Annotated in this window: 19 protein-coding genes; 11 read left to right on the forward strand and 8 right to left on the reverse strand. The window is 64.5% G+C overall.

The features are described 5' to 3' along the window. Positions 1-23: 23 nt before the first annotated feature. The 4 genes from RM530_RS12685 to RM530_RS12700 all read right to left on the reverse strand — a co-directional run bounded on the left by RM530_RS12685 (position 24) and on the right by RM530_RS12700 (position 6,641). Positions 24-1,190, reverse strand: a complete 1,167-nt coding sequence (locus RM530_RS12685) for an FHA domain-containing protein (protein ID WP_311365581.1) — start codon at positions 1,188-1,190, stop codon at positions 24-26. Continuing rightward, the gene (sctC, locus tag RM530_RS12690) at positions 1,187-3,757 is read right to left on the reverse strand and encodes a type III secretion system outer membrane ring subunit SctC (RefSeq protein ID WP_311365582.1); all 2,571 of its coding nucleotides are present in this window, start codon (positions 3,755-3,757) and stop codon (positions 1,187-1,189) included. Before sctC ends, RM530_RS12685 begins: the two co-directional genes overlap by 4 nt. Positions 3,758-3,797: 40 nt before the next feature. Further along, the gene (gene sctV, locus RM530_RS12695; RefSeq protein WP_311365583.1) at positions 3,798-5,936 is read right to left on the reverse strand and encodes a type III secretion system export apparatus subunit SctV; all 2,139 of its coding nucleotides are present in this window, start codon (positions 5,934-5,936) and stop codon (positions 3,798-3,800) included. A gap of 255 nt (positions 5,937-6,191) precedes the next feature. Beyond that, positions 6,192-6,641, reverse strand: a complete 450-nt coding sequence (locus RM530_RS12700) for a FliO/MopB family protein (protein ID WP_311365584.1) — start codon at positions 6,639-6,641, stop codon at positions 6,192-6,194. 106 nt (positions 6,642-6,747) lie between these two features. Here RM530_RS12700 and RM530_RS12705 point away from each other — a divergent pair, with 106 nt between their 5' ends. The 6 genes from RM530_RS12705 to sctT are packed head-to-tail and all read left to right on the forward strand — an operon-like array spanning position 6,748 to position 11,304. Then, the gene (locus RM530_RS12705) at positions 6,748-7,875 is read left to right on the forward strand and encodes a sensor histidine kinase (protein WP_311365585.1); all 1,128 of its coding nucleotides are present in this window, start codon (positions 6,748-6,750) and stop codon (positions 7,873-7,875) included. Next, a complete protein-coding gene (locus RM530_RS12710) occupies positions 7,872-8,483 on the forward strand; it encodes a response regulator transcription factor (RefSeq protein WP_311365586.1) in 612 nt (203 codons plus the stop codon). Before RM530_RS12705 ends, RM530_RS12710 begins: the two co-directional genes overlap by 4 nt. Then, entirely contained in the window at positions 8,480-9,583 is a 1,104-nt protein-coding gene (sctQ, locus tag RM530_RS12715) for a type III secretion system cytoplasmic ring protein SctQ (protein WP_311365588.1), read from the forward strand. The genes RM530_RS12710 and sctQ overlap by 4 nt, the downstream gene beginning before the upstream one ends. Continuing rightward, the gene (sctR, locus tag RM530_RS12720; protein ID WP_311365590.1) at positions 9,570-10,235 is read left to right on the forward strand and encodes a type III secretion system export apparatus subunit SctR; all 666 of its coding nucleotides are present in this window, start codon (positions 9,570-9,572) and stop codon (positions 10,233-10,235) included. The genes sctQ and sctR overlap by 14 nt, the downstream gene beginning before the upstream one ends. Positions 10,236-10,241: 6 nt before the next feature. Continuing rightward, complete coding sequence (sctS, locus tag RM530_RS12725; protein WP_311365591.1) at positions 10,242-10,508, forward strand: type III secretion system export apparatus subunit SctS; 267 nt, start codon at positions 10,242-10,244, stop codon at positions 10,506-10,508. A gap of 4 nt (positions 10,509-10,512) precedes the next feature. Continuing rightward, positions 10,513-11,304 carry a type III secretion system export apparatus subunit SctT gene (sctT, locus tag RM530_RS12730; RefSeq protein ID WP_311365593.1) on the forward strand — a complete coding sequence of 264 codons (792 nt, stop codon included), beginning with the start codon at positions 10,513-10,515 and terminating at the stop codon, positions 11,302-11,304. A 43-nt stretch (positions 11,305-11,347) separates the two neighbouring features. On the opposite strand, the gene sctU is transcribed toward sctT, so the two are convergent. Then, positions 11,348-12,406 (reverse strand): type III secretion system export apparatus subunit SctU, encoded by a 1,059-nt coding sequence (gene sctU / locus RM530_RS12735; protein ID WP_311365594.1) that lies wholly within the window; start codon positions 12,404-12,406, stop codon positions 11,348-11,350. Positions 12,407-12,560: 154 nt separating this feature from the next. Here sctU and RM530_RS12740 point away from each other — a divergent pair, with 154 nt between their 5' ends. Continuing rightward, complete coding sequence (locus RM530_RS12740) at positions 12,561-12,911, forward strand: hypothetical protein (protein WP_311365595.1); 351 nt, start codon at positions 12,561-12,563, stop codon at positions 12,909-12,911. Next, positions 12,911-13,615: a hypothetical protein gene (locus tag RM530_RS12745; protein WP_311365596.1), complete on the forward strand. Its 705-nt coding sequence runs from the start codon at positions 12,911-12,913 to the stop codon at positions 13,613-13,615. The genes RM530_RS12740 and RM530_RS12745 overlap by 1 nt, the downstream gene beginning before the upstream one ends. Positions 13,616-13,689: 74 nt before the next feature. Here the strand turns inward: RM530_RS12745 and RM530_RS12750 are convergent, their stop codons facing one another. Together RM530_RS12750 and RM530_RS12755 are read right to left on the reverse strand one after the other, a co-directional pair. Beyond that, positions 13,690-14,280, reverse strand: coding sequence for a GNAT family N-acetyltransferase (locus RM530_RS12750; RefSeq protein ID WP_311365597.1), 591 nt, complete (start codon positions 14,278-14,280; stop codon positions 13,690-13,692). Next, positions 14,280-15,563 carry a DUF1521 domain-containing protein gene (locus tag RM530_RS12755; protein WP_311365599.1) on the reverse strand — a complete coding sequence of 428 codons (1,284 nt, stop codon included), beginning with the start codon at positions 15,561-15,563 and terminating at the stop codon, positions 14,280-14,282. The genes RM530_RS12750 and RM530_RS12755 overlap by 1 nt, the downstream gene beginning before the upstream one ends. Positions 15,564-15,769: 206 nt before the next feature. On the opposite strand from RM530_RS12755, the gene RM530_RS12760 reads away from it, so the two are divergent. From RM530_RS12760 to RM530_RS12770, 3 genes are all read left to right on the forward strand, one after another. After that, positions 15,770-17,719 (forward strand): hypothetical protein, encoded by a 1,950-nt coding sequence (locus RM530_RS12760; RefSeq protein WP_311365601.1) that lies wholly within the window; start codon positions 15,770-15,772, stop codon positions 17,717-17,719. A gap of 213 nt (positions 17,720-17,932) precedes the next feature. Further along, positions 17,933-18,613, forward strand: coding sequence for a hypothetical protein (locus tag RM530_RS12765; protein WP_311365602.1), 681 nt, complete (start codon positions 17,933-17,935; stop codon positions 18,611-18,613). A gap of 660 nt (positions 18,614-19,273) precedes the next feature. Next, a complete protein-coding gene (locus RM530_RS12770) occupies positions 19,274-20,035 on the forward strand; it encodes a DUF6683 family protein (protein WP_311365603.1) in 762 nt (253 codons plus the stop codon). 257 nt (positions 20,036-20,292) lie between these two features. Here RM530_RS12770 and RM530_RS12775 read toward each other — a convergent pair whose 3' ends face one another. Further along, on the reverse strand, positions 20,293-20,592 hold the full coding sequence (locus tag RM530_RS12775; protein ID WP_311365607.1) for a type II toxin-antitoxin system RelE/ParE family toxin: 300 nt from the start codon (positions 20,590-20,592) through the stop codon (positions 20,293-20,295). Between the last annotated feature and the right edge of the window lie 118 nt (positions 20,593-20,710).

A 20,710-nucleotide genomic window follows, 5' to 3' on the forward strand; every position in this document is an offset into this window, starting at 1 on the left:
CTCGGGAGTCCTTGTCGAGACGCTCATTGGGTCTCTGTATCGATGGAACTCACGGACGCCAGCTGGGTGCCGACGCCCTTCACCCGTTGCCGCTTTCCCCCCAGCTCGATGACAACCTCGTTGCCGTCGATACCGCCGAGCCGGGCTCCGCCCGGCAGCTCGGCCCCCACGTAGTAACGTGAGCCGTCGCGGGTCACAAGATACGGATCACGCCCAGAAATCACCGTGGACACGGTCTTGCCGCGCTGCGGCGACATCCTCGGCTGCGGCTGATCGCCGTTGCTGTAGTTCACCGCCACGACTTTCTGCAGTCCCTGGATATCGCGCATCGCGCGCGAGTAGATGATCGATTCGAGAAAGGCCTCGTCGCCCAACTGACCGCGCGCCTCGACCCGACCGTGTCCCTGATACACCGTGCGCGCGTCGATGCCGGACAGGCGCAGGATCTCGGCGACGTCCTCGGCGATGTCTTCGCCGGTGCGCACCTGCATCACCGCCTGCGGCGCCTGCGCCTTGAGCGCGGTCTTGAGTTCGGCGGCGCGGCCGGCATCCGGCACCACCCCTTCGATCAGCGGCATCCCGTCGCTGCGCGCGCTGATCGCAAGCTCGGACAGCCCCATGGTTTCCACGACTTTCCGGACCACCGGTATCGGCTCCGGCATCGGCAAGGCTTCCGGTTCGTTGAACATCGCCAGCAGTGCGGCGGCGAAGCCCAGAGCACCCAGTCCGGCGAGCACTGCCAGCAGGCTCGATAGCCGCAACGGGCCGATGTCTCCGGCGTTGCGGGTCGCCGCCGGTTGCGGCCATTCGCGCTGCCCCAGCGGACCCAGCGCGATCACGGCACTACCCACGCTCACCTGCATGCGAGTGCGCAAGGGCCGAGGTTCGCCCGGCACGAGCCGGTGACCGTCGAGCATCACCGCCTCGTCGACCGCGCGCAGCAGAATGTTGCGGCCCTGTCGCGTGATCACGCAGTGATGACGGGCCACACCGGCGTCCGACAGCACCAGATCGCAGTCCGGGCTGCTGCCGATCATCAGTATTTCGTGGCGCTGCAACACCCGGCAGGCGCCGTTGTGCAGGCCGCCCACCACGTGCAGGGCCAGCGCCTCGGCCGCGCGTGCGGTGCTGCGCGCCGGCGGGGCCTGGGTTCCGGGCAATATGCTGAGTGTCTCCGCATGTGTGCTCATTGCATTTGCTCCCCTGCGCCGGACGCGAGTCCGGATCGAACAGTTGCTGTGCTGGTCTGTGTTCGGGCCGCGCGAGGTTCGCGTTCGCGCACCTCGCGCGGCCATTGATCCCTGGGCAGGACCGCAACTGCGCCCATTGTGTTCGGCGGCTCGCGCATCAGTTCCTGCATCAGCTCGGACGGCATGCCTTCGAGGTCGGCCGGCGCGGCAGGCGCAGGCGCGGTTCGGGCCGGATCGGCTGTCGCAATCGGCTCAGCGACCGGCACCTCCGCAGAACCCGTCTGCGCCGGTTCGAGCGGAACCTGCGGCAGCGGATCGGGAACCCGCGCCGCTGCCTGGGAGACGGTCGGCGCCACAAGCTCCGCTGGCAGCTCGTTCGCATTGTCCGCAGCCAGCGACATTGCGGGCGCCGGTGCCCGGAGTAGCTCGTCATTGACCGTATCGTTCGGCGCCGGACGGGGTACCGGCGCAGGCTGGCTCGCAGGCGCTGCGGGCGTTTGCGCGGCCGGCGACTCGAACGGCGGCGGCAAGGCCGGGCCGGCGGTGCTGTCCGGCTCGGACGATGCGCCTGGAACCGGCGGCGCAACCGGCGCCGCGCTCAAGGAAGATTGCGGCGGTGCGGTCGGCAGCGGATGGCTCGGCGGCGGCGCGCGCAGCACGTCGTTGGCTGGCGACAGCCTGGCCCCGCCCGAGCGGAATCCGAGCTCGGGCTGAGAGTGGCCACCCTCGGGCAGGTCCGGCGGTGCCGGCAGCGGCGCCGAAGGGCTCGGCACCGGGCTGCGAGGACGGCCGGCGTCGAGGATCCGCGGCGAAATCAGGAACACCCGTTCCAGCCGTCCGGCATCGCGCTGGCGGCTGCGGAACAGGTTTCCGATCAAGGGAATATCGCCAAGCAGTGGCACCTTGCGCGTGGAGCTGTTGGCCTCCTCGCGCACCAGACCGCCCAACAGCAGGCTCTGTCCGGCGTCGATGATCGCCTGCGTGGTCACGGCGTTGCGCGTGACCTCGGGGATTTCGCCGCCGGCATCGGCGGTGGAAGGTGTCAGCGTGACATCGCCATCCTCGATCGTCACCAGCATGCGGATCCGCTCGCGGCCCCGCTCCTTGATCAGATGCGGCGTGACCCGCATCACGGTACCGGCATAGACGTTGAACAGGTCCACTTCGAATGCGCCCTCGACCGGCACGTAGACCGAACGGCTGTTCTCGATCACGGCCTCGACATCGTTGAGCGTGACCACCTGCGGCCGCGACACCACGCGCATCGCGCCTTCCTGTTCCAGCGCGTTGACGCGGGCGATGAAGCGGTTGTCGTTGCCGATGATGGCGCCCACCTGGAAGCCCGGCACCTGACCGAGCGCGGCGATGTTGTCGGCCGCCAGCGCGCCGAGGAAGTCTGGCTTGCTGCCGTCTTCGCCCCACACCGCCTCGGTGGAACCGGTGCCGTAGCGCCAGTCCACACCAAGGTTGCGCAGACGCTGGGTGTTGACGTCGATGATCGTGGCCTCGATCTCGACGATGTCCATCGGGATATCCAGCGCGCGGATCAGGTCTTCGTAGAGCTGCACGCGTTCGGGATCGTCACGGATGATGATCGCATTGCGATACGGATCGGCGACGATGCGCGCGTTGCCGCCGCCGCCGGGCACCGACACCAGTGCCGGCGCCTGGGCGGGCGCGCCGCGCGAATCGCCCAGCAGACGCACGCCGCCCGATCCGTCCGGCACCGCCAGCCCGACATTGCGGTCCTGCATGCGCTGTCCGAGGCTGGCCAGCCCCCGCCCGTTGAGTCCGCCGGCGCTGGCCGGCAGCACGATCTCGTTGGGCGTGCCCAGTGCCGCTTGATAGGCCGGGTCATACAGAAGTTCGCGCAGGATGCTGGCGACGCCCGGCACGCTGATCTGGCGCGTACCGACCACAAAGGTGCGATCCGTGGCCCAGGCGTACTTCAGCGGAATGAAGCGGAACACCGTTTCCACCGGCGAGCGGCGCTGGCTGACGGTGGTGGCGAGCTGTTCGACCTGATCGACGAAGCGCGGAACGCCACTGACCGAGACCAGGCCGGTCTCCTCGGTGATGCGCACGCTGTTGTAGGCATCGCCCAGCGACATTTCGGCGAGCGCGCGCCGGAAATCCTGCGTCTGTTCCACGTTGACCGCGAAATAGCGCGACTGGATTTCGTTGCGCTTGTAGATCCACACCACGCCGCCGTCGAAATAGGCCGTCAAGCCGTTGGAGTCCGCAATGCTGCGGAATATCTGGCCCGCCGTACCGCTGCGCGGGCCGTTGAGCGTGCCGCCCTGGGTGCGCACCGCTTCGCTGAGTGCGACCCGCAGACCCTCGTCCGCGAAAAAGCGTTCGAGGAAACTGGCCAGCGGCTCACCGTTCATCTCATAGGTCAGCTGCACCTGCGAGAACGGAATGTTTCCGGCCTGCGCGGTGCCGCTAGCGATCGCCGTCAGCAGCGCCAGCCACACGCCCAGCAGCCGCCAGGTGCCGGCCTGGGTCCTGTCCCGCGTGATCCCTTGAACATCCCGGTTCCGTCGACTGCCTTCCCAGCGAGTCATGCGCACTGATCACCTCATGGCGGAGTTGCGCCGGCGGCGGTCATCCCTTGACCTGCCCTGCCGGTACGACGCGGACGTCACCCACCAGTTCCTGGAACGACAGAACCGGCAGCGCGAAGAATTCGTTTTCGATCAAACGCCGCAGATGGCGGCGCACGTCGAGCGAGGACAACAGCGCGACACCGGCGAAACCGTCGCCGAGCCGCTGCCGCGCCTGCTGGATGTCCTGCAGGATGCGGTTGAGCGTCTGCGGGTCGATCGCAATCTGATTGGCTCCACCGCCGCCGCGAACCGACTGGCGCAGCAGATCCTCGAGTTCGGGGTGCGCGAGCAGCGCGTGCAGGCTGCGCGTTCCGTCCGTGAAGTGATCGCTGATCTGGCGGCGCAGGGCCACGCGTACATATTCGGTCAGCATCACGATGTCCTTCTCGCGCGCACCGGCTTCGGTGATCGCCTCGAACACGTCGCGCAGATTGCGGATCGGTACGCCCTCCTCCACCAAGCGGCGCAACACGTCGGACACTCGCTGCGGTGGCACCACGCGCAGCATTTCCTTGATCAGGTCCGGATACTCGCGGCCCCAGCGCTGAATCAGGTTGGCGGTTTCCTGAATGCCGAGGAACAGTCCGAGCTGCCGCTGCAGCGCCACCTCCAGATGACGCTCCAGCACCTCGCAGGCGTCGAGCGCCTGTTCGCGGATTCCGCTGCGGGCGCCATCGACATCGGCATCGGCTTCGGCCGGCAACCACTCGCCCTGCATCGGCGGCCAGAACACCGCCAATGCGGTAGGCGCGGCGGTGGTCGCCGGCACGCCGGCTTCCGGCGCGACCACCGCCTCCTGCCTGACGTCTTTCGACTGCGGCAGGAACTGCGCCTGTGCCCGCACCGCGCCGCGTGCGAGCCGCATGCCGTGCCCGACCAGACCGTACTGGCCGGGTGCAAGCTCAAGCCCGGCACGCACGGTCGGCGTCGGCAAGGGCACACCGAAACGTTCGCGTACCCGGGCGATTGCCGTGCGTGTGGCGGCTTCGACCCGCAGGTAGCCCAGCTCCTGCAGGGTCTGCGGGTTGATCTCCAGCAGCAGCGGCGGCGGCGGCGCGAGTTCGCCGCGCAAGGCTTCGGCGCGGGCCTGCTCGACCAGGGGGTCCGGCTCCGGTACCCGGAACAGGCGCCGCAGCACCTCATGACGGTTGCGCGCGCGCCAGGTCCAGCTCGCCAGCAGCGTCAGCCCCAGCACCACGAACACCGGCCACGGAAATCCGGGGATCAGGGCCAGCATCAGCGCCAGCGCCCCACCGATCAGGGCCACTCGCGGCTGACGGCCGATCTGCCGCGATATCGCGATACCGAGATTCCTGCCGTCGTCGTCTTCCTCACCGGCGCTACGCGTGACCACCAGGCCCGCCGAGATCGAGCACAGCAGCGCCGGAATCTGCGCCACCAGGCCGTCGCCGATCGTCAGAATGCTGTAGGTGTGCGCGGCCAGGCCCAGCGGCATGTCGCGCTGAAGCACGCCGATGGCGAGCCCGCCGAGGATGTTGATGATGATGATCACGATGCCGGCGATGGCATCGCCCTTGACGAACTTCATCGCGCCGTCGAGGCTGCCATGCAACTGACTTTCGACTTCCAGCAGACGACGCCGGCGACGCGCCTCGTCCTTGTCCAGCAGGCCCGCGCGCAGATCGGAATCGATCGACAGCTGCTTGCCGGGCATGGCATCGAGCGTGAAACGTGCGGCCACCTCGGCGACACGTTCCGCGCCCTTGGCCACCACGATGAACTGCACCACGGTGATGATCAGGAACACCACGATGCCGACCACGAGATTGCCGCCGACCACCAGCTTGCCGAAGGTTTCAACGATGTTCCCGGCGTGTGCGTGCAGCAGGATCATCTTGGTGATCGCGATTGACAGCGCCAGCCGGAACAGGGTCGACAGCAGCAACACACTCGGAAAGCTGGAGAACGCCGTGGGTCGTGGGATATAGATCGCGAGCAGCAACAGGCCGATACCGAACAGGATATTGACGGCCACCAAGGCATCGATCACCAGCGCCGGCAACGGCAGGATCATCAGGCCGATGATCGCAATCACGCCCACCGCCAGCAGCACATCGCTGAAGTCGCCTTTGGGCAGGCGCAGCCAGGCCGGCGCGGCGCTGTTCAGCGCCTTCACGACGCGGCTCCGGTGGCGGGCGTCGATCCGCCGTACCCGCGATCATCCGGACGCGGACAAAACGGGTCTTTCGCTCCTGATAGGGGGGTCAGGCGCTGCATTGGGGGGTCCGTTTTCTGGTGCCGCGGACGACGCTTTTCGCGAACGTCGACCGGATGGCAATTCACGTCAACTTGTGACCGACGCTATCACGCTGACTTGACAGCTTTCTGACAGCCTAGGGGAAACCCTGAACGGCTTCCGGTCAGTTGGAATTCAGGATAGGGTTGACCCGTCCTTGGCGGTATCGGGACCTGTTTCGGGGGGAACGGACCATTCCGTAAGGGGTGAGATTTGTACCGGCGTCGCGCCGAGCAGACAGTATCGGTTCTCGATCCGGACCAGCAGCAGTCGTTCCCGTGTGCCAACCGGCATCACCTGAACCAGCTGGAGCGGACCGTCGCTTCGAACGAAGCTGCCGCGTCGGCGCACCAGGTACCAGGCCAAAGCGCCCGCAGCGATGACGATGACCAACGGCATCAGCAGTTCAAACAGGCCCGGCCCCTCGGGCCCTCCATTCTGGGCGGCGGCGATACCGCAGACCAAGCTCGCCGGCAGGGCGGCGGCAATACACCGCGCGAGGCTCGGCCATGCGCGGCCCGTCGCGCCCCGCGTCGCAATCGCGGATTCAGCTCCGGTTCGAAACTTCACAATTGATTCACGCATCTTGGCTACCTTTTAGGGGCAGCCTCCGACGAGATACGCCGAGGCTGCGGGGGGCAGCAGCGTAACGGTCGTACCGGGGATCGGAAAGTAAGCCGGAGACAGGTAAATGGAAATGCCGGTTCAAAGCACCGCCCTACGTTCAGGCGCCTGCACCCTCAATCCCGCGCCCCGCGCTTCGGTCGCGGATGTCGATGCCGACGCCGTGGTTCAGGCGCTGCATCTGGCCGCCGCGATCTTCGACGACAGCGGTCGCCTGCTCAGCCACAACGCCGCTTTCGCCAGTGATTTCACGCCGCCGCCGGAGCTGACCCGCCGCGCTTTCGAATCCCGCTTCCAGCCGTTCGCGGATGTGGACCTTCCACACGAAGCGGGCACCGACGAAGTCTATTGTCCGTCCACGGGACGCTCGTATTCCCTGGCCTGGTCGAACCTGGGGCATGGCCTGCGATTGCTGACGGCGCTGGACCTGAGCGATCGTGTCGAATGGGTGCGCCGTCACCGCGCGCTGCAGGACCAGCTGCTGTTCACCTCGCGCGCGATGTCGGTCGGCGAGATGGCGACCACGCTGGCACATGAGCTGAACCAGCCGCTGGCGACGATCATCAACTATCTCGGTGCCGGCCAGCGTCTGATAGAGAAGCTGCCCGGCTTGCCGCCACGGCTCAATGAAGCCTTGGACATGGCGCGCTCCCAGGCCGAACACGCGGCCGCGGTGATCGCCCGCGTCCGTGAATTCGTGCGCACGCGCGAACCGCGGCGCGACATCCATCACGTCGGCGAATTCGCATCCCACGTCGTGCAGCTGCTGCAGCTCGAAGCGCAGAAACACCGTGTGCTGCTGCGTGTCGAGATCGCGGACTCGCTGCCGGAAGTCAGGGTCGACCGCGTGATGATCGAGCAGGTGCTCGCCAACCTCGTCAAGAACGGGATCGAGGCGATGCGCACCACGCCGCCGGACGAACGCATCGTGAGGGTCGGTGCACGATTGAACGCCGACGGCCGGGTTCAGATCCGTGTCTCCGACCGCGGCTGCGGTCTCGCCGACACCACGGTGCAACAACTGTTTGCGCCGTTCTTCACTACCAAGAGCAACGGCATGGGCGTCGGTCTCGCGATCTGCCGATCCATCGTCGAATTTCACGAAGGCAATCTGTACTTCGAGGACAACCCAGAGGGTGGCGCAAGCTTCGTGTTCACCCTGCCCGCAGCATCACAAGAGGCTGAGCAACCATGAATTCTGGCAACGTGCAGGTCTTTCTCGTCGACGACAACGAACCGTTCCGCCGGTCCACCGCGTGGCTGCTGGAAGCCGCCGATCTGGACGTTCGCGATTTCCCGAGTGGCCCCGGCCTGCTCGATACGATCGCCCAGGAATCACCGACGACCACGGCAAGCTGCCTGATCAGCGATGTACGCATGCCCGGCATGAGCGGACTCGAACTGATGGAGGAACTGCGCCGCCGCGAGGTCAGGCTGCCGATCGTGTTCGTCACCGCGCATGGCGATGTGCCCCTGGCGGTGGAAGCGATGCGGCGCGGCGCCTCGAACTTCATCGAAAAACCGTTCGAAGGCGAAACCCTGGTCCACGCGGTACGCATCGCCGTGCACGAGCCGCCGCCCGCCTCGCGCAACCCCTCGCAATGCGAAGAGAAGCTGTCACGCCTGACGCCGCGCGAACGCCAGGTCATGGATCTGGTCGTTACCGGCAAGCTCAACAAGACCATCGCCGACGCGCTCGACATCAGCATCAAGACCGTCGAACTGCATCGCGCCAACATGATGAGCAAGCTCGGCGCGCGCAATGTGCCGCAACTGGTGCGACTGGTACTCGGCTACGCATGAGTGTTGCGCCCCACCGACTGGACGCGCGCACGCTCGGTTACGGCTCTCTGGCGGAACAGCTGCCGCGATTCGATCCAGCCGCCGCTCGACTGCGTCGCCAACTGTTCGCCCGCTCCTGCCGCCTCGCCAGCGCCGACGGCAGCCTGAGTCTGCACCTCGGCCAGCCCGGCGGCGCAGCGGAGACCGCGAGTGAGTGGATGCGACTGCGTGGCGACGAACTCAGGATCTGGCTGCGGGTGCAGCCCGGCCCCTACGTCAAGGGACTCGGCGACGGCGCCTGGCATGACTACCACGGCGAATCCCGAACCCTGGCCTGGAGCCTGGCCCACGAATCGGTACTCGCGGCATTCCACCACGTGTTCGGCGTGGCCCTGGAAGCCGAAGGCGCGGCCGTTCCCGAACAGTCCCCGGACGAGTGGCGTGCGCTCGATCGCCCACTCGACTGGCGTCTCGATCATCGTGGTGCCTCGATTCACGGGCGCATCGCCTTGAGTCCGGCGGCGCTGGCGCGCATCGCCGCGATCGAGCGTTGGCAGCCCGCCGCGTCGCGCCCGTCGACGCATTGCGCGGCCTTGCCGGCCAGCGCGAGGCTGAGCCTGCGCGCGCCGGCCATCAGCGCCGCCGCGCTGCGCGAATTCGAAACCGGTGACGTTCTGGTGCTCGATACATACAACCATTGCCGACAGAACCTCGCGCTGGAGGCCGCCGGCCGCCACTGGGCGGTCCAACTCGATGAACGTTCGCGCCCGATGCTGTTGTCGTCATCCATTCACCCGCCGATCGAGCCATCTCAAAGCAGGGAGACCCACACCATGTCCGACGCCCCACCCCAGCCCGCCGGCGACGCAGCGGAGGCGACTCCTGCCACGTCGCCACTGGACGCCGCGATGCTGGAGCTGACGTTCGATATCGGCACGCTGCCGAGCAGCGTCGGCGAGCTTGCGGCACTGCAGGCCGGTTACGTGTTCGAACTGCCACAGACACTCGAACAGACCCGCACCACGATCCGCGCCAACGGCCGCGCCGTGGGCCACGGTGAGCTGGTCGCGGTTGGCGACAGCCTCGGCGTACTGATCCTGGATCTGGATGGACTTCAGTAGCCTCAGCCCCGGCTTCGTCATCGCGATCGTCGTCAGCCTTGCGCTGGCGCCGTTCGTCGCGGTGATGGTCACCTCGTTCACCAAGATCGTGGTGGTGCTGAGCCTGCTGCGCAATGCCCTGGGCTTGCAGCAGGTGCCGCCCAATGTGGTGCTCAATGGACTGGCGATCATCCTGTCGATCTACGTGATGTATCCGGTGATCCTGGACACACACGAAGCCATCGAGCAACGCGGCCAGGAACTGCCCGAGCAGAAGATGGACCTGCAGCGCATGCTCGATCTGGTGGGGCACGCCAAGGAGCCGTTGCGCGAATTCCTGATTGCCCATTCCAGCGATACCGAACGCGTATTCTTTCTCGAAAGTGCGCGCCGCTTCCTGCCGGACGAGCGACGCCAGAGCCTCGGCCCGCGCGACTACATCGTGGTGGTGCCGGCCTTCACGGTCAGCGAACTGACCGCCGCGTTCCAGATCGGCTTCCTGATCTTTCTGCCGTTCCTGATCATCGATCTGATGGTCTCCAACATCCTGCTGGCGCTGGGCATGATGATGCTGTCACCAACGCTGGTGTCGCTGCCGTTCAAGCTGCTGCTGTTCGTGTTCATGGACGGCTGGGCCAAGCTGGTCCACGGCCTGGTGCTGACTTATGGCTGAGCGCTGATGGGATTCGACATCGTGCGGCTGACGCAGGACGCCCTGTGGCTGGTGCTGCTGCTGTCCGCCCCGGCGATCGTGGCAGCGTCGATCGTGGGCCTGATCGTCGCCTTCTTTCAGGCCGCGACACAGCTGCAGGAACAGACCCTGGCATTCACCGTGAAGTTCGTCACCATCGTCATCGTGCTGTTCCTGACGGCCAGCGTGCTCGGCGGCACGCTCTACAATTTTGCCGACCGGATCTTCACCGAGTTTCCGGGCATGACGAACTGAGCGCATGAACGGCTTCGATTCGGTCGGTGAGGTGATGCTGGCACTGGCACTGACGGTGCCGCGCATCGCCGCGGCGTTTCTGGTGCTGCCGCTGATGAGCAGCGAAACCGTGCCGGCGCTGGTGCGCAACAGCTTCTACGTGAGCCTGGCAATCATCGCGCTCCCGGTGGCGATGAGCGCGGCGCCGATGGGCGCAATGGGCGCCGGAACCTGGCCGCTGGTGATCCTCAAGGAATTGCTGATCGGCGCCCTGCTGGGCTTCACCTTCGGGTCCGTGTTCTGGGCGCTGGGCACGGCCGGCGGCATGATCGACACACAGATCGGCGCCAATTTCTCCAACGTGGTCGATCCGATCCAGGGCCATCAGACCTCGCTCACCGGCCAGCTGTTCTCGCAGCTCGCCGCCTGGCTGTTCATGGCCAGCGGCGCCTTTCTGGTGTTTCTGGACATCCTCATGAGCAGCTATCAGCTGTGGCCGGTGCAGAACGTGCTGCCCGCACTCAACCCGGCCGGCGCCGGCTTCATGGTCGGCCAGCTCAGCTACCTGATGAGCAGCGCCCTGCTGTTCGCCGCGCCGGCGATGGTGGTGATGTCGATCGTGGATTTCTCGTTCGGCCTGGTGAACCGCTATGCACAGCAGCTCAACGTGTTCGCACTGACCCTGCCGATCAAGGCCTGGCTGGCGCAGTGGGTGATCCTGCTGACGCTGGGCCTGATCGTGGAAGTGGTGTTGCGCAAGCTGTTCCAGAACCGCGAATTGATCGAGGTCTTCAAACGCCTGCTGCCGGTGCCCTGAAGCCCTCCGAGACGAGCTTGCCGCTTCGGCAGCAAGGCGACGCTCAGCGCAAGCCGCGCATCGACTCCGCCCAGCGCAGGATTTCCGCGACCGCTTCGAAGAAGTCGGCAGAGATGTATTCGTCGACCGCCACATTGGCGTGCAGCCCACGTGCCAGATCGATGTTCTGCAACACCGGTACGCCGGCCTGCTCGGCGGCCTCGCGAATCAGGCGGGCCTCGTAGCCCTCGCCCTTGGCGCTGACCACCGGCAGATCCGTTTCGCCCGGCTCGTAGCTCAGGGCCACCGCAACATGGGTGGGGTTGACCACCACCACATTGGATTTTCGCACCGACGCCAGCATGTTCTGCTGAGACCACTCGTGATGCAGCTCGCGGCGACGGCCCTTGACCATAGGATCGCCCTCGGTGTTCTTGACTTCGTCGCGAATGTCGCGGCGGCTCATCATCAGGTTCTTGATGAACACGAAGCGCTGATAGTTCGCGTCCAGCACCGAGACGAAGAAGAACACGAACACCACCCAGATGCCGATCCACATCAGCGAGCGCCACCAGGCGTGCAGGATGTCCGGCGGGCTCGCGTCCGGCAGCGACAGGATCGGCGGCAGCATCGCACGCAGCACCAGCACGCCGATACCGAGCAAGGCCGCGCTCTTGAAGACCGATTTGAAGACCTCGACCAGGTTCTCCTGCGAGAACATGCGCTTCATGCCGTCCACCGGATTGATGCGCTCCATCTTCGGCACCAGACGCTTGAGCGCAAACAGCGGGCCAACCTGCAGAAAGTCGGCGGCGATGCCGACCACGCTGGCGAATATCAGCAGCGGCAACACCGCCCGCATCAACAGCATGAGATCGAGTTGCAGGGTATTCAGCAGATCGGCCGGGCGATGCTGGCCAACACCGATGAAGCTGGCTTCGAAGGCGTCCGCCAGATGCTGGTAGACCCAGCCGGCCAGCAGCGGCGCCATCGCCAGCCACAACATCAGCAGCAGCGTATTGGTAAGCTCCTGGCTGCGATGGACCTCGCCTTCCTTGCGTGCGTCCTTGAGCCGTTTCGGGGTCGGCTTTTCGGTCTGATCGCCGCCTTTGGGCTTGCCCATGAATATCCGCTCGGAGTCGGTGCAAGCGAGAATCATGGCACCGCAACCGGGGATTCCCGGCCGGCATAGGGTAAGTCCGAGGTTCACGCCGCCGCGTGGCGAGTCTAGGATCGTCACAGCTCCGGGGGGAGTCCGCGTGATGCAGACGTATGCCATGAAAGTTCAATCCACAGACAATAGCCGCATCGCCCTGATCGATGCCCTACGAACGCCTGCCCTGAGGCCCGCCTTTCAGGCGGAAACCCTGGAAGGCAAAGGGCTTGCATCGACGGGCAGCCTGGAATCCGCAACGGCCAGCCAGTTCGCGGCAGAACGCCTGGTGGCGGCCAACGAGGCGCATGCCGATCCCGGCGAATGGCTGCTGTCGCTGGATGCCTGGTCCGACATCGCGCCGGGCTCGCGCGCGCTCAAGGCCGAGGCCGCCACGCCGGACTTCGACCTGGCCGACCCCGCCGCCAGCGCACAAGGCCTGGCCGATCACATACTCGCCGCGCTGAGCGGCTGATGGCCGACGCCCCGCTTGCGGCCGCTGCCGAATCCTGGCGCGAGGCGGCGGCACGCCTCGCCGAGGGGCTGCATCAAAGTCCGGACGATGAAACGCGCCTGGCGGTGCTCAAGCGCGTCTGTCGTCGCTTCGGCTATCTCGGCTATCCGGGTTTTCTCAAGCTGATGCTGATCGTTGCCGACAGCGACAACACCCCAGCCAAGCGCGATCTGGCCGCGGCGCTGGCGCTGGCGCTGAAGCGCCATGACCTGCCGACCGGTCAGCTCACATCCTGGGGCACCACCGACCTGTGGAAGGCCAGCGGCGACAACACGCGAGCGATCAGCGCCAGCGTGCTCAACGGCCAACACCTGGGCGTAGCGCCGCGACGCAGCTTCGGACCGCTCGAATATCTCACCGTCTGGTACTGCCAGCGGACGCAACGCCCCTACCTCAGCGACAGCGGCTATCACGACGCAGTGGTCAAGCTGGTCGGCCTGCTCAATAACAGTGACGACGCGCGCGGCCTGTATCCGATCAAGATCGAAACCGATCTCGCCACCGAGCCGGAGGGTGCCTACACCCGCCAGACGCGCAGCCGCCTCGGCACGCTGGCCAGCGCCTGGAAACGTGGAGACGGGCCCCTGCAGGTGGCCGACCAACTCATCGGCAAGCCGAAGGCTGGCAGCGATACGCATCGCGACTGGATACTGCTGAACCTTTGAGGGGCTGAACCTTTGAGGGGCTGAACCTTTGAGGGCGTCCCCCGCAGCAGAGGTCCGTCGGATTCGACGGCGGCTCAGGACTGGTGATGATCGGACCAGTGCGTCTTGTTCTGCTCGAAAAACAGAGCGGTCTTGCCGAAATGCTTGGCCGTGCCCGCCGGCCGGAAACCGAGCCGGCGCAACACAGCCGGAACCGATTCATGCCGCAGGTCGCAGAAGGACACCAGCCGTGGCAGCGCCAGCGTCGTGAACGCGTGGCGGCAAAGCTGATGACCCATTTCCACCGCCAGGCCGCCATTCCAGTGCGCCGGCAGCAGGCGCGCGCCGATCTCCACGTCTTCCGTATCCGGCACCGGCATCAGCGAATAAATTCCGACGAACCGGTCCTGCCGGTCCCGCGCCGCCCACACTCCCAAGCCGGGATTCTGCGCATAGAAACCGTTCATCCAGTCCACCAGCACATGTGCCTGCAGAAGGTTCTGCAAACGATCATCCAGCAACCAGCGACCGACCAGATCGGAACGGTCCAGCTCCAGCAGGCCCGCCGCATCGCGCGCACGCAACGGACTCAGCTGCAAACGCTGCGAACGCAGAAAAGCGGTGTCCCTGACCCACTCCAGGACACCGCCGGCGCCGGCCGATGATGTGACGGCGTCTGCCCCCATCAGCGGGATGGATCGATGAACATCGAGCTGAGCATGCCCATCAGCAACCCGCTCGAAAAGCTCAGGCTCATGGCCTGCAGCGCCTCGATCGGGCTGAAGTCGCTGCCCATGTCCTTGGTCTTGTTCATGTCGGTCTGCGTCACTTCGCGCATCCACAGGCCGTCACGCACCATCCAGCCCTCGCCCTGGCTGTTTTCGTAGAGGTTCATGCCGTCGCCGGTGAAGGTGTCGAGCACACGGCCGTCGTCGCTCTGGGTGATGCTCATGTCGCCGATGCTGTTCTGGTCGAGTCCGTCGACGACGATCGCCTGATCGCCCTTGGTGATCGTCAGCTTGCTGGAGAGCGTCATCGCCTCATTGCGTGCGTACGGCGTGGTGTCGATCGTGATCTTGGTGCCGTCTTCCAGGTTCAGCGAAATCGTGCCCCAGAAGTCCACATCGGTGCGGCCGTCACCGTTCGTATCGAAGTGCGGGTCGCCCCAGATGCGCGAACGCTCGCCGGTGTCCTTGTTGGTCAGCACGATTTCGGAGCTGTGCTCGTTGATGTCCAGCGTGTAGTTGCCGAGATCGATCGTCGCACGGCCGTTACCGGTTTCGGACACCGTCCACTCGCTCTGCGCCGGTGCCGGGACCGGCATCGGATGCACCGACGGCCCGCTGTTGCCGAGGCTCTTGTCCAGCGCCGCCATGATGGTGCTCGCCTCCGGCCAGCTGATGTCGCCGTCCGAAGCTGCGGTGGCCACCATGCCGACCAGCTCCATGCGCTCCGCGCCCGAAAGCCTGGACAGGTCCGCATTGCCGAAGGCGCTGTCCAGCGCCGCCATCCACGGCGTGGTGCTGGTCTGTTCGAGCAGCGAATCCACGGTGCTGAGGAACCGGTAGTCGCGCAGCAGGGAACCGAGCTCGCCGGTGGAATTGCCGAGCAATTCGCCCAGCATGCCGTTGAACAGCGCCGAACCCGGGGCCTGACGCAGATCCATACCGGAAAACGGCCAGCTGTCGCTGAAGGCACCGATCCCGTTGGTGGAAAATTCCCGCATCGCGGCGATCAATGCATCCGCGTCACTGGGGCTGATGTCGCCGTCTGCCGACAAGGCACGCGCCATCGTCAACAGCGTCTTGCGCTCACCGCCGGACATCTGGCTGGGGTTGAGCATTTCCAGCGCGCCAGCCACGCGCGCCTCGCTGGGGCCGCCGACCGGCGTATCCAGTGTGCGCGCCATCGCGCCCTGGAACCGCGTTTCGGAGAGCCCCCCGAACAGCATGTTTCCCATTGCAGTCATAGAAAACTCCTTCATCTCCATGGGTGGTTGGACTGCCGATTCCGCTCCGACCCGGCTTCGGCATGAGTTCATCCTGAACCGCCCGCCGCCGCTTTCACATTCGGAAGCGCCCTAGCCTAGGGAACGCCCGAGGTAGTGCCCGCGCGCCCGATCGCCACAATGATCCACAGCCGCCGGTCTTCCCCCATCGGACCCGAGGAACAACCGTGAACCAACGCAAGCTTTGTCTGCTCGCCCTGCTGTGCGCCCTGCTCTGCCTGTCGGCCTGCGGCGGCGGAGGCGGTGGAGACGACGATACGCCACCGCCGGACACGCCCGGCGATCCCGGCGATCCTGATGATCCAGACGAACCGGATGAACCCGATGAACCCGATGAGCCCGATGAGCCCGACGAACCGGAATGGCCCACCGCACTCAACGGCGACCTCAGCGGCAAGGTCTACTACGACGCACCGGAAAATTATGTGGAACTGGATCTGGCCACCGGCATCGTGCGTTCGATCCATCCCGACAACGGGGGTACGCCGTCCGAAGACGGCACTGAATTCGTGGACCAGAACCTGGACCCATTGAGTGGCTCCAACAGCACCAGCGACCTGCTGATTCTGGACCGGCAGGGTGTCACCAAGGTTCGTATCGAGAAAGCAGACTTCTATTACGGCCGGCCCAAACTCTCGCCGGACAAGAGCCTGATCGCCGTTGGCTGGGACTCGCCGAATGACCTGTACCTGTTCAAGCGCAATGGCGACTCGCTGGGCTTCTATGAAGGCGCTACCAGCTGGGACTGGGGACCCGATGGCAAGCTCTACTACATCAAGGGTGACAATCTGTTCGTGTCCGAAGGCGACTACAGCAGCGCCAACGGCATTGCCTCGTTCCCGGGCGAGGCACCCAATTTTCTCTCCGTAAGCCCGGACGGAACACAGATCGCCCTGACTCTCGGTGATACCGGCACGCTCGACAATCACGTCTACATCATCAACACAGACGGCAACGGCCGGCGCCAGTTGACGACGTCCAACCTCAACGAGGACGGTGCCACCTGGTCTGCCGATGGAAGCCACGTGATCGTCCGCCAGGACATTGTCTACCCCGGACACATCGGCGGCATCCCCGGCTCCGGCTGTCCGGAGCTGTGGGCGGTGCCGGTCGACGCCGAAATGGTGAATCTGTCCGCCGACAACCCCGCGCCCGCGACGAAGATCCTGCAACTGGAAGACGGCGAAACCCGCAACGTCTGCGCATTTGGTCCTCCCGAATGGCGGACGCCGCCAAGCCAGGCACTACCCAGCGTCGTCGGCACCGCGCCCCAAGGCGACGGGCTCAACGCCGGCCTGGACGGCCGTCTGTTCATGGATTTGGCGCCGGGGCTCGGCTACGTAATAGTCGACAGTGGCGAAGAAATTCCCGTCCCCACGGCGGGCGACCTGGATAGCAGTCCGTACGCGTCTTGGGACGGCACGGAGATGAGCTACATAACCGATAGTAACGACGTCGATACCCGCCAAATCAACGTGCAGGCACTCGATACCGACGCAATTTCCGCCAGCTTCCAAGCGCTCGATTTCTTCGGCGGCACACCCAAGCTTTCGCCGGATGGCGAAATGGTCGCAGTCGAGTGGAGCTCCTATGACTACGGAGACGAAACGAGCCAGATCGTCACCGTGTTCGCCCGCAGCGGCGACATCCTCGCGCGGTTCCCGCAGATGGATGCTTGGAGTTGGCTACCAGACGGGCGTTTGGCGATGGCCAGCCGCAACGAGGTCTACCTGAGTAATGTGTCCTTAACTGATGTCACCAGAATCGCGACACTGCCCGACGACATCAGCGGTCTCGAAGCCAGCCCGGATGGCCAAGCACTGGTCTTCGCCATGGACGGACACATCTGGACGATGCATATGGATGGCAGTGGTCTCCGGCAGCTCACTATATCGCGCAACAGCGATCATTCCCCGGCGTGGTCACCGGACAGCCGCTACGTGGCCGTCATTACCGACGCCCACTGCCCTGAAGTGCATATCGTTCCGGCTGACGGCGAACGCGTGCACATCGCAGAACCTGCCGTGGACACCAGCGCCATCAAAATGCGGGAACTCAATGACAACGGCGATCCGCGGAACGTCTGCGCATATTCCACAATGAGCTGGCGCGAATGAAGCGGCCGCGGACATCCTGGTGCAAACCCTATCTAGGGCACGTCCCGGCTGGGCGCGACTGCAGATGACCCGTAACTTGAGCCCCGTCATCGCGGCCCCCGCCGCGATGACATTGGTCAACCCGCTCCGCGTGCGGTCGAACTCTCCGACTGGCACCGTGCGTGAGGGGCAGCAGCACGGACTTTCATACAAATCTTTGGAGAGGTAGATCAAATGTCCAACGGTCTCAATCTGAACTCGATTCTCAACATTGCCTCGATCGCCGGAGCGGCGTTTACCGGCGGTGCTTCCCTGATGCTCAACGCCGCCATGCAGGCCGCGAGCCAAGTCGGTGCCCAGGCACTAGGCTCCGCCATGCAGTCGCTCGGCATCGGAGCCAAGCAGATGGATGCCGCGATCGACGCATTCCAGGCCGGCTTCGCGCTGGCCACCGGCGACGCCCAGGGCTTCGCGCAGGAACTCGGCGAACTCGCTTCCGGCATCCAGTCGGCGGCCAATCACCAAGGTGCCAACGGCGAATACACCGGTGATCTCGACCGGGCCGTTTCCGATCTCACCCAAGACATCACCGACGCGCTGATCGACGCCCGCCGTGATGCTCGCGACGGTGAATCCGCAGTCTCCGGCAGCAGCGAAGGCAAGAGCTGGCTGGTCGCCATTGCCGAAGCGCTGGGCAAGGCAATGGGCGAGCATGCCGCCAACATGGTCGGCTACGCCAACGACATGAACAATGCCACCGGCGGCGGCGACGACCCGGAAGCGGCCCGCGAATTCGCCTCGCTGCAGTCGAAAATGCAGGGCGAAGCCCAGATGTTCTCGATCGCGTCGAGCACCATGTCGACCACGATCAAGGCCATCGGCGAAGGCCTTTCCAGCGTTGCGCGCAAGCAGTAACACGGACGGAAGCAGTATCCGACGATGTGGGGCGAGGCGCGAAAGCGCCTCGCCTCTTGTCGTTGGTGCACAGTGGATTCACCATTGTCGAACCCAATCGGACAATCGTTTCACCTCACCCCCCCGGGAGGCAAAACTTGAAAAGCAAAGGACTCATCCTGCTTGTCGGCCTGGTCTCGGTGACACCGGCGTTCGCGCAGGACCTGGCGTCGATCTATTCTTCCAGTGTGTTCCAGCCGCCCTGCGGAGCCGTTCATATACGAATGCGCCCCAGCCTAGGGAACGCCCGAGCTGCTCAGTCGCGCTGCCGCCGCCTACCGGTCGGTCTGAAAATGCGGCAGTTCCGATGACTTTATGCGCTCATCGCCAAGGACCGACCCTGGGGTTTCCACGAGGTAGCCATCGCATCGCCCCCTGAGCAAACTGCTGGCAGTGTTCGCTGGCTCGGGGTACGGCGGGCGGACGATAAAGACTCGCCATGAGAAATACGGACATGAACCGATCGATGACGCCCCCTTCCCCTACCGGCTATCCGACCTTGCTGCTCAGATTGACTTTATTGTTGGCACTTGTGGCATCCGTCAAGCGCCGCACCGATATCTCACGGCGCCGCGCCAGTGTGCCTGTCCGGACAAATGCAACCAAGGAATGGTGACACCGATGACGACTCCCCTTTTCCGTAACACATCTGTCAGTATGTTCTCAGTCGGCCTGCTGCTACTCGCCAGCATCGCGCAGGCGCAGGCCCCGTCGCAGAGCTTCTTCAGCGCCGTGGCGTTCGGCACCAACAACGCTTTGCTGTCGAACGGTATCACCAATCGGTCGTGGATTAATCCCGCAACTTCTCCCGCGAAGCGATCGGATCTTGCCACTCAGGATGGAAAATACTCGTCGGCGGAAGTGCTCCAGTACAAGCCGTCTTCAACCGTCTCGCAGTCGGTACGAACCGACCTACGCACGCATCTGATACGCACTAACTCTTCACCGGAGTTTCAAGCCGAAATCACGAAAGCGCTTTCCACGGACGCCATCTGGCAAGAATTCGACCGTCTGCTGACAAGCTACGGTTACTCCAGTCGCAACCTCGCCGATGTCATGGCGGCCTACTATGTCTGTGGCTGGGAGATTGTTCACAAGCAGGAGATTCAGCCCCAGCAGTTCAAGGCCATACGCAATCAACTCGCCGTGACGATGGCCAACAGCCCGGATATTCGCCGCTTGAGCGATGCGGAAAAGCAGCGCACGGCCGAAGCCATGGGCATCATGACCGCAATAGCGGGCGCGGGCAGTCAGGAGCTGCTGAAGCAACGCAACCAGCAAGGCTTTGCCGAACTGCAGCAAGCGGTCTACCAATCATTCTCCAGGCAAGGGATTGATCTCAAGCAACTCAAACTGACTGATGACGGATTCGTCATGGGTTGAAGAATGCTCTGCCGGGGTCAGAAAGGGTTACGGTGACAGTTTACTGTTTCCCCTATTCGGTCCGAACCAATTCTTGCGTTTGGTATACCGTCACCGTAACCAGCAGTTAAACCTGAATCCGTGGGCTGCCCCTACGGATCAAGCATAATGCATTGAATATGCTGAAAAATAGCGACCATCACTCATTCACCCTAGATGCGCATGGAAAATGGCCGAATTCAATTCAGGTCCACGGATTCAGGTGTTAGTTCAATCTTCTATCCTTCCTCCCAAGGCTTATTCTCCTGCCCGGCGAGATTCCGGCTGCCGTGGATGACGGTGAGGATGAGCAGTTGCTCGGTCTGTAGCAGGTAGATGATCCGATAACCCTGGACGATCAGCTCGCGCACATCGTCGCGGTCGTCGGCCTCGGGCACCCTGCGCCCCATCCGGGGATGGTCTTCGAGCTGATCGGTGGTATCGATGAGCCTGTCGACGAACAGCTCGGCGTAATAGGGCACATCCCGGGCGATATAGTCGTAGATGTCTCGAGATCGGCCTCGGCGATCTCCGATCAGTGAATCCTCATACGTGGCGTTTCTTGGCGAGCAAGCGGCGCTTCATCTCTTCGTGGGGAATGGTGCGGCCTTCCTCGACAGCTTTCAGGCCAGCTTCGATCTTCTGCTTTACATAGAA

Source organism: Banduia mediterranea, from assembly GCF_031846245.1.
GTDB lineage: Bacteria > Pseudomonadota > Gammaproteobacteria > Nevskiales > Nevskiaceae > Banduia > Banduia mediterranea.

Bases quoted from the DNA above. Each gene is read 5' to 3' on its own strand.
- RM530_RS12685 (WP_311365581.1), bottom strand. From the start codon at position 1,190: ATGAGCACACATGCGGAGACACTCAGCATATTGCCCGGAACCCAGGCC.
- sctC (WP_311365582.1), bottom strand. From the start codon at position 3,757: ATGACTCGCTGGGAAGGCAGTCGACGGAACCGGGATGTTCAAGGGATC.
- RM530_RS12700 (WP_311365584.1), bottom strand. From the start codon at position 6,641: ATGCGTGAATCAATTGTGAAGTTTCGAACCGGAGCTGAATCCGCGATT.
- RM530_RS12705 (WP_311365585.1), top strand. From the start codon at position 6,748: ATGGAAATGCCGGTTCAAAGCACCGCCCTACGTTCAGGCGCCTGCACC.
- RM530_RS12710 (WP_311365586.1), top strand. From the start codon at position 7,872: ATGAATTCTGGCAACGTGCAGGTCTTTCTCGTCGACGACAACGAACCG.
- sctQ (WP_311365588.1), top strand. From the start codon at position 8,480: ATGAGTGTTGCGCCCCACCGACTGGACGCGCGCACGCTCGGTTACGGC.
- sctR (WP_311365590.1), top strand. From the start codon at position 9,570: ATGGACTTCAGTAGCCTCAGCCCCGGCTTCGTCATCGCGATCGTCGTC.
- sctS (WP_311365591.1), top strand. From the start codon at position 10,242: ATGGGATTCGACATCGTGCGGCTGACGCAGGACGCCCTGTGGCTGGTG.
- sctT (WP_311365593.1), top strand. From the start codon at position 10,513: ATGAACGGCTTCGATTCGGTCGGTGAGGTGATGCTGGCACTGGCACTG.
- sctU (WP_311365594.1), bottom strand. From the start codon at position 12,406: ATGGGCAAGCCCAAAGGCGGCGATCAGACCGAAAAGCCGACCCCGAAA.
- RM530_RS12740 (WP_311365595.1), top strand. From the start codon at position 12,561: ATGAAAGTTCAATCCACAGACAATAGCCGCATCGCCCTGATCGATGCC.
- RM530_RS12745 (WP_311365596.1), top strand. From the start codon at position 12,911: ATGGCCGACGCCCCGCTTGCGGCCGCTGCCGAATCCTGGCGCGAGGCG.
- RM530_RS12750 (WP_311365597.1), bottom strand. From the start codon at position 14,280: ATGGGGGCAGACGCCGTCACATCATCGGCCGGCGCCGGCGGTGTCCTG.
- RM530_RS12755 (WP_311365599.1), bottom strand. From the start codon at position 15,563: ATGACTGCAATGGGAAACATGCTGTTCGGGGGGCTCTCCGAAACGCGG.
- RM530_RS12765 (WP_311365602.1), top strand. From the start codon at position 17,933: ATGTCCAACGGTCTCAATCTGAACTCGATTCTCAACATTGCCTCGATC.
- RM530_RS12770 (WP_311365603.1), top strand. From the start codon at position 19,274: ATGACGACTCCCCTTTTCCGTAACACATCTGTCAGTATGTTCTCAGTC.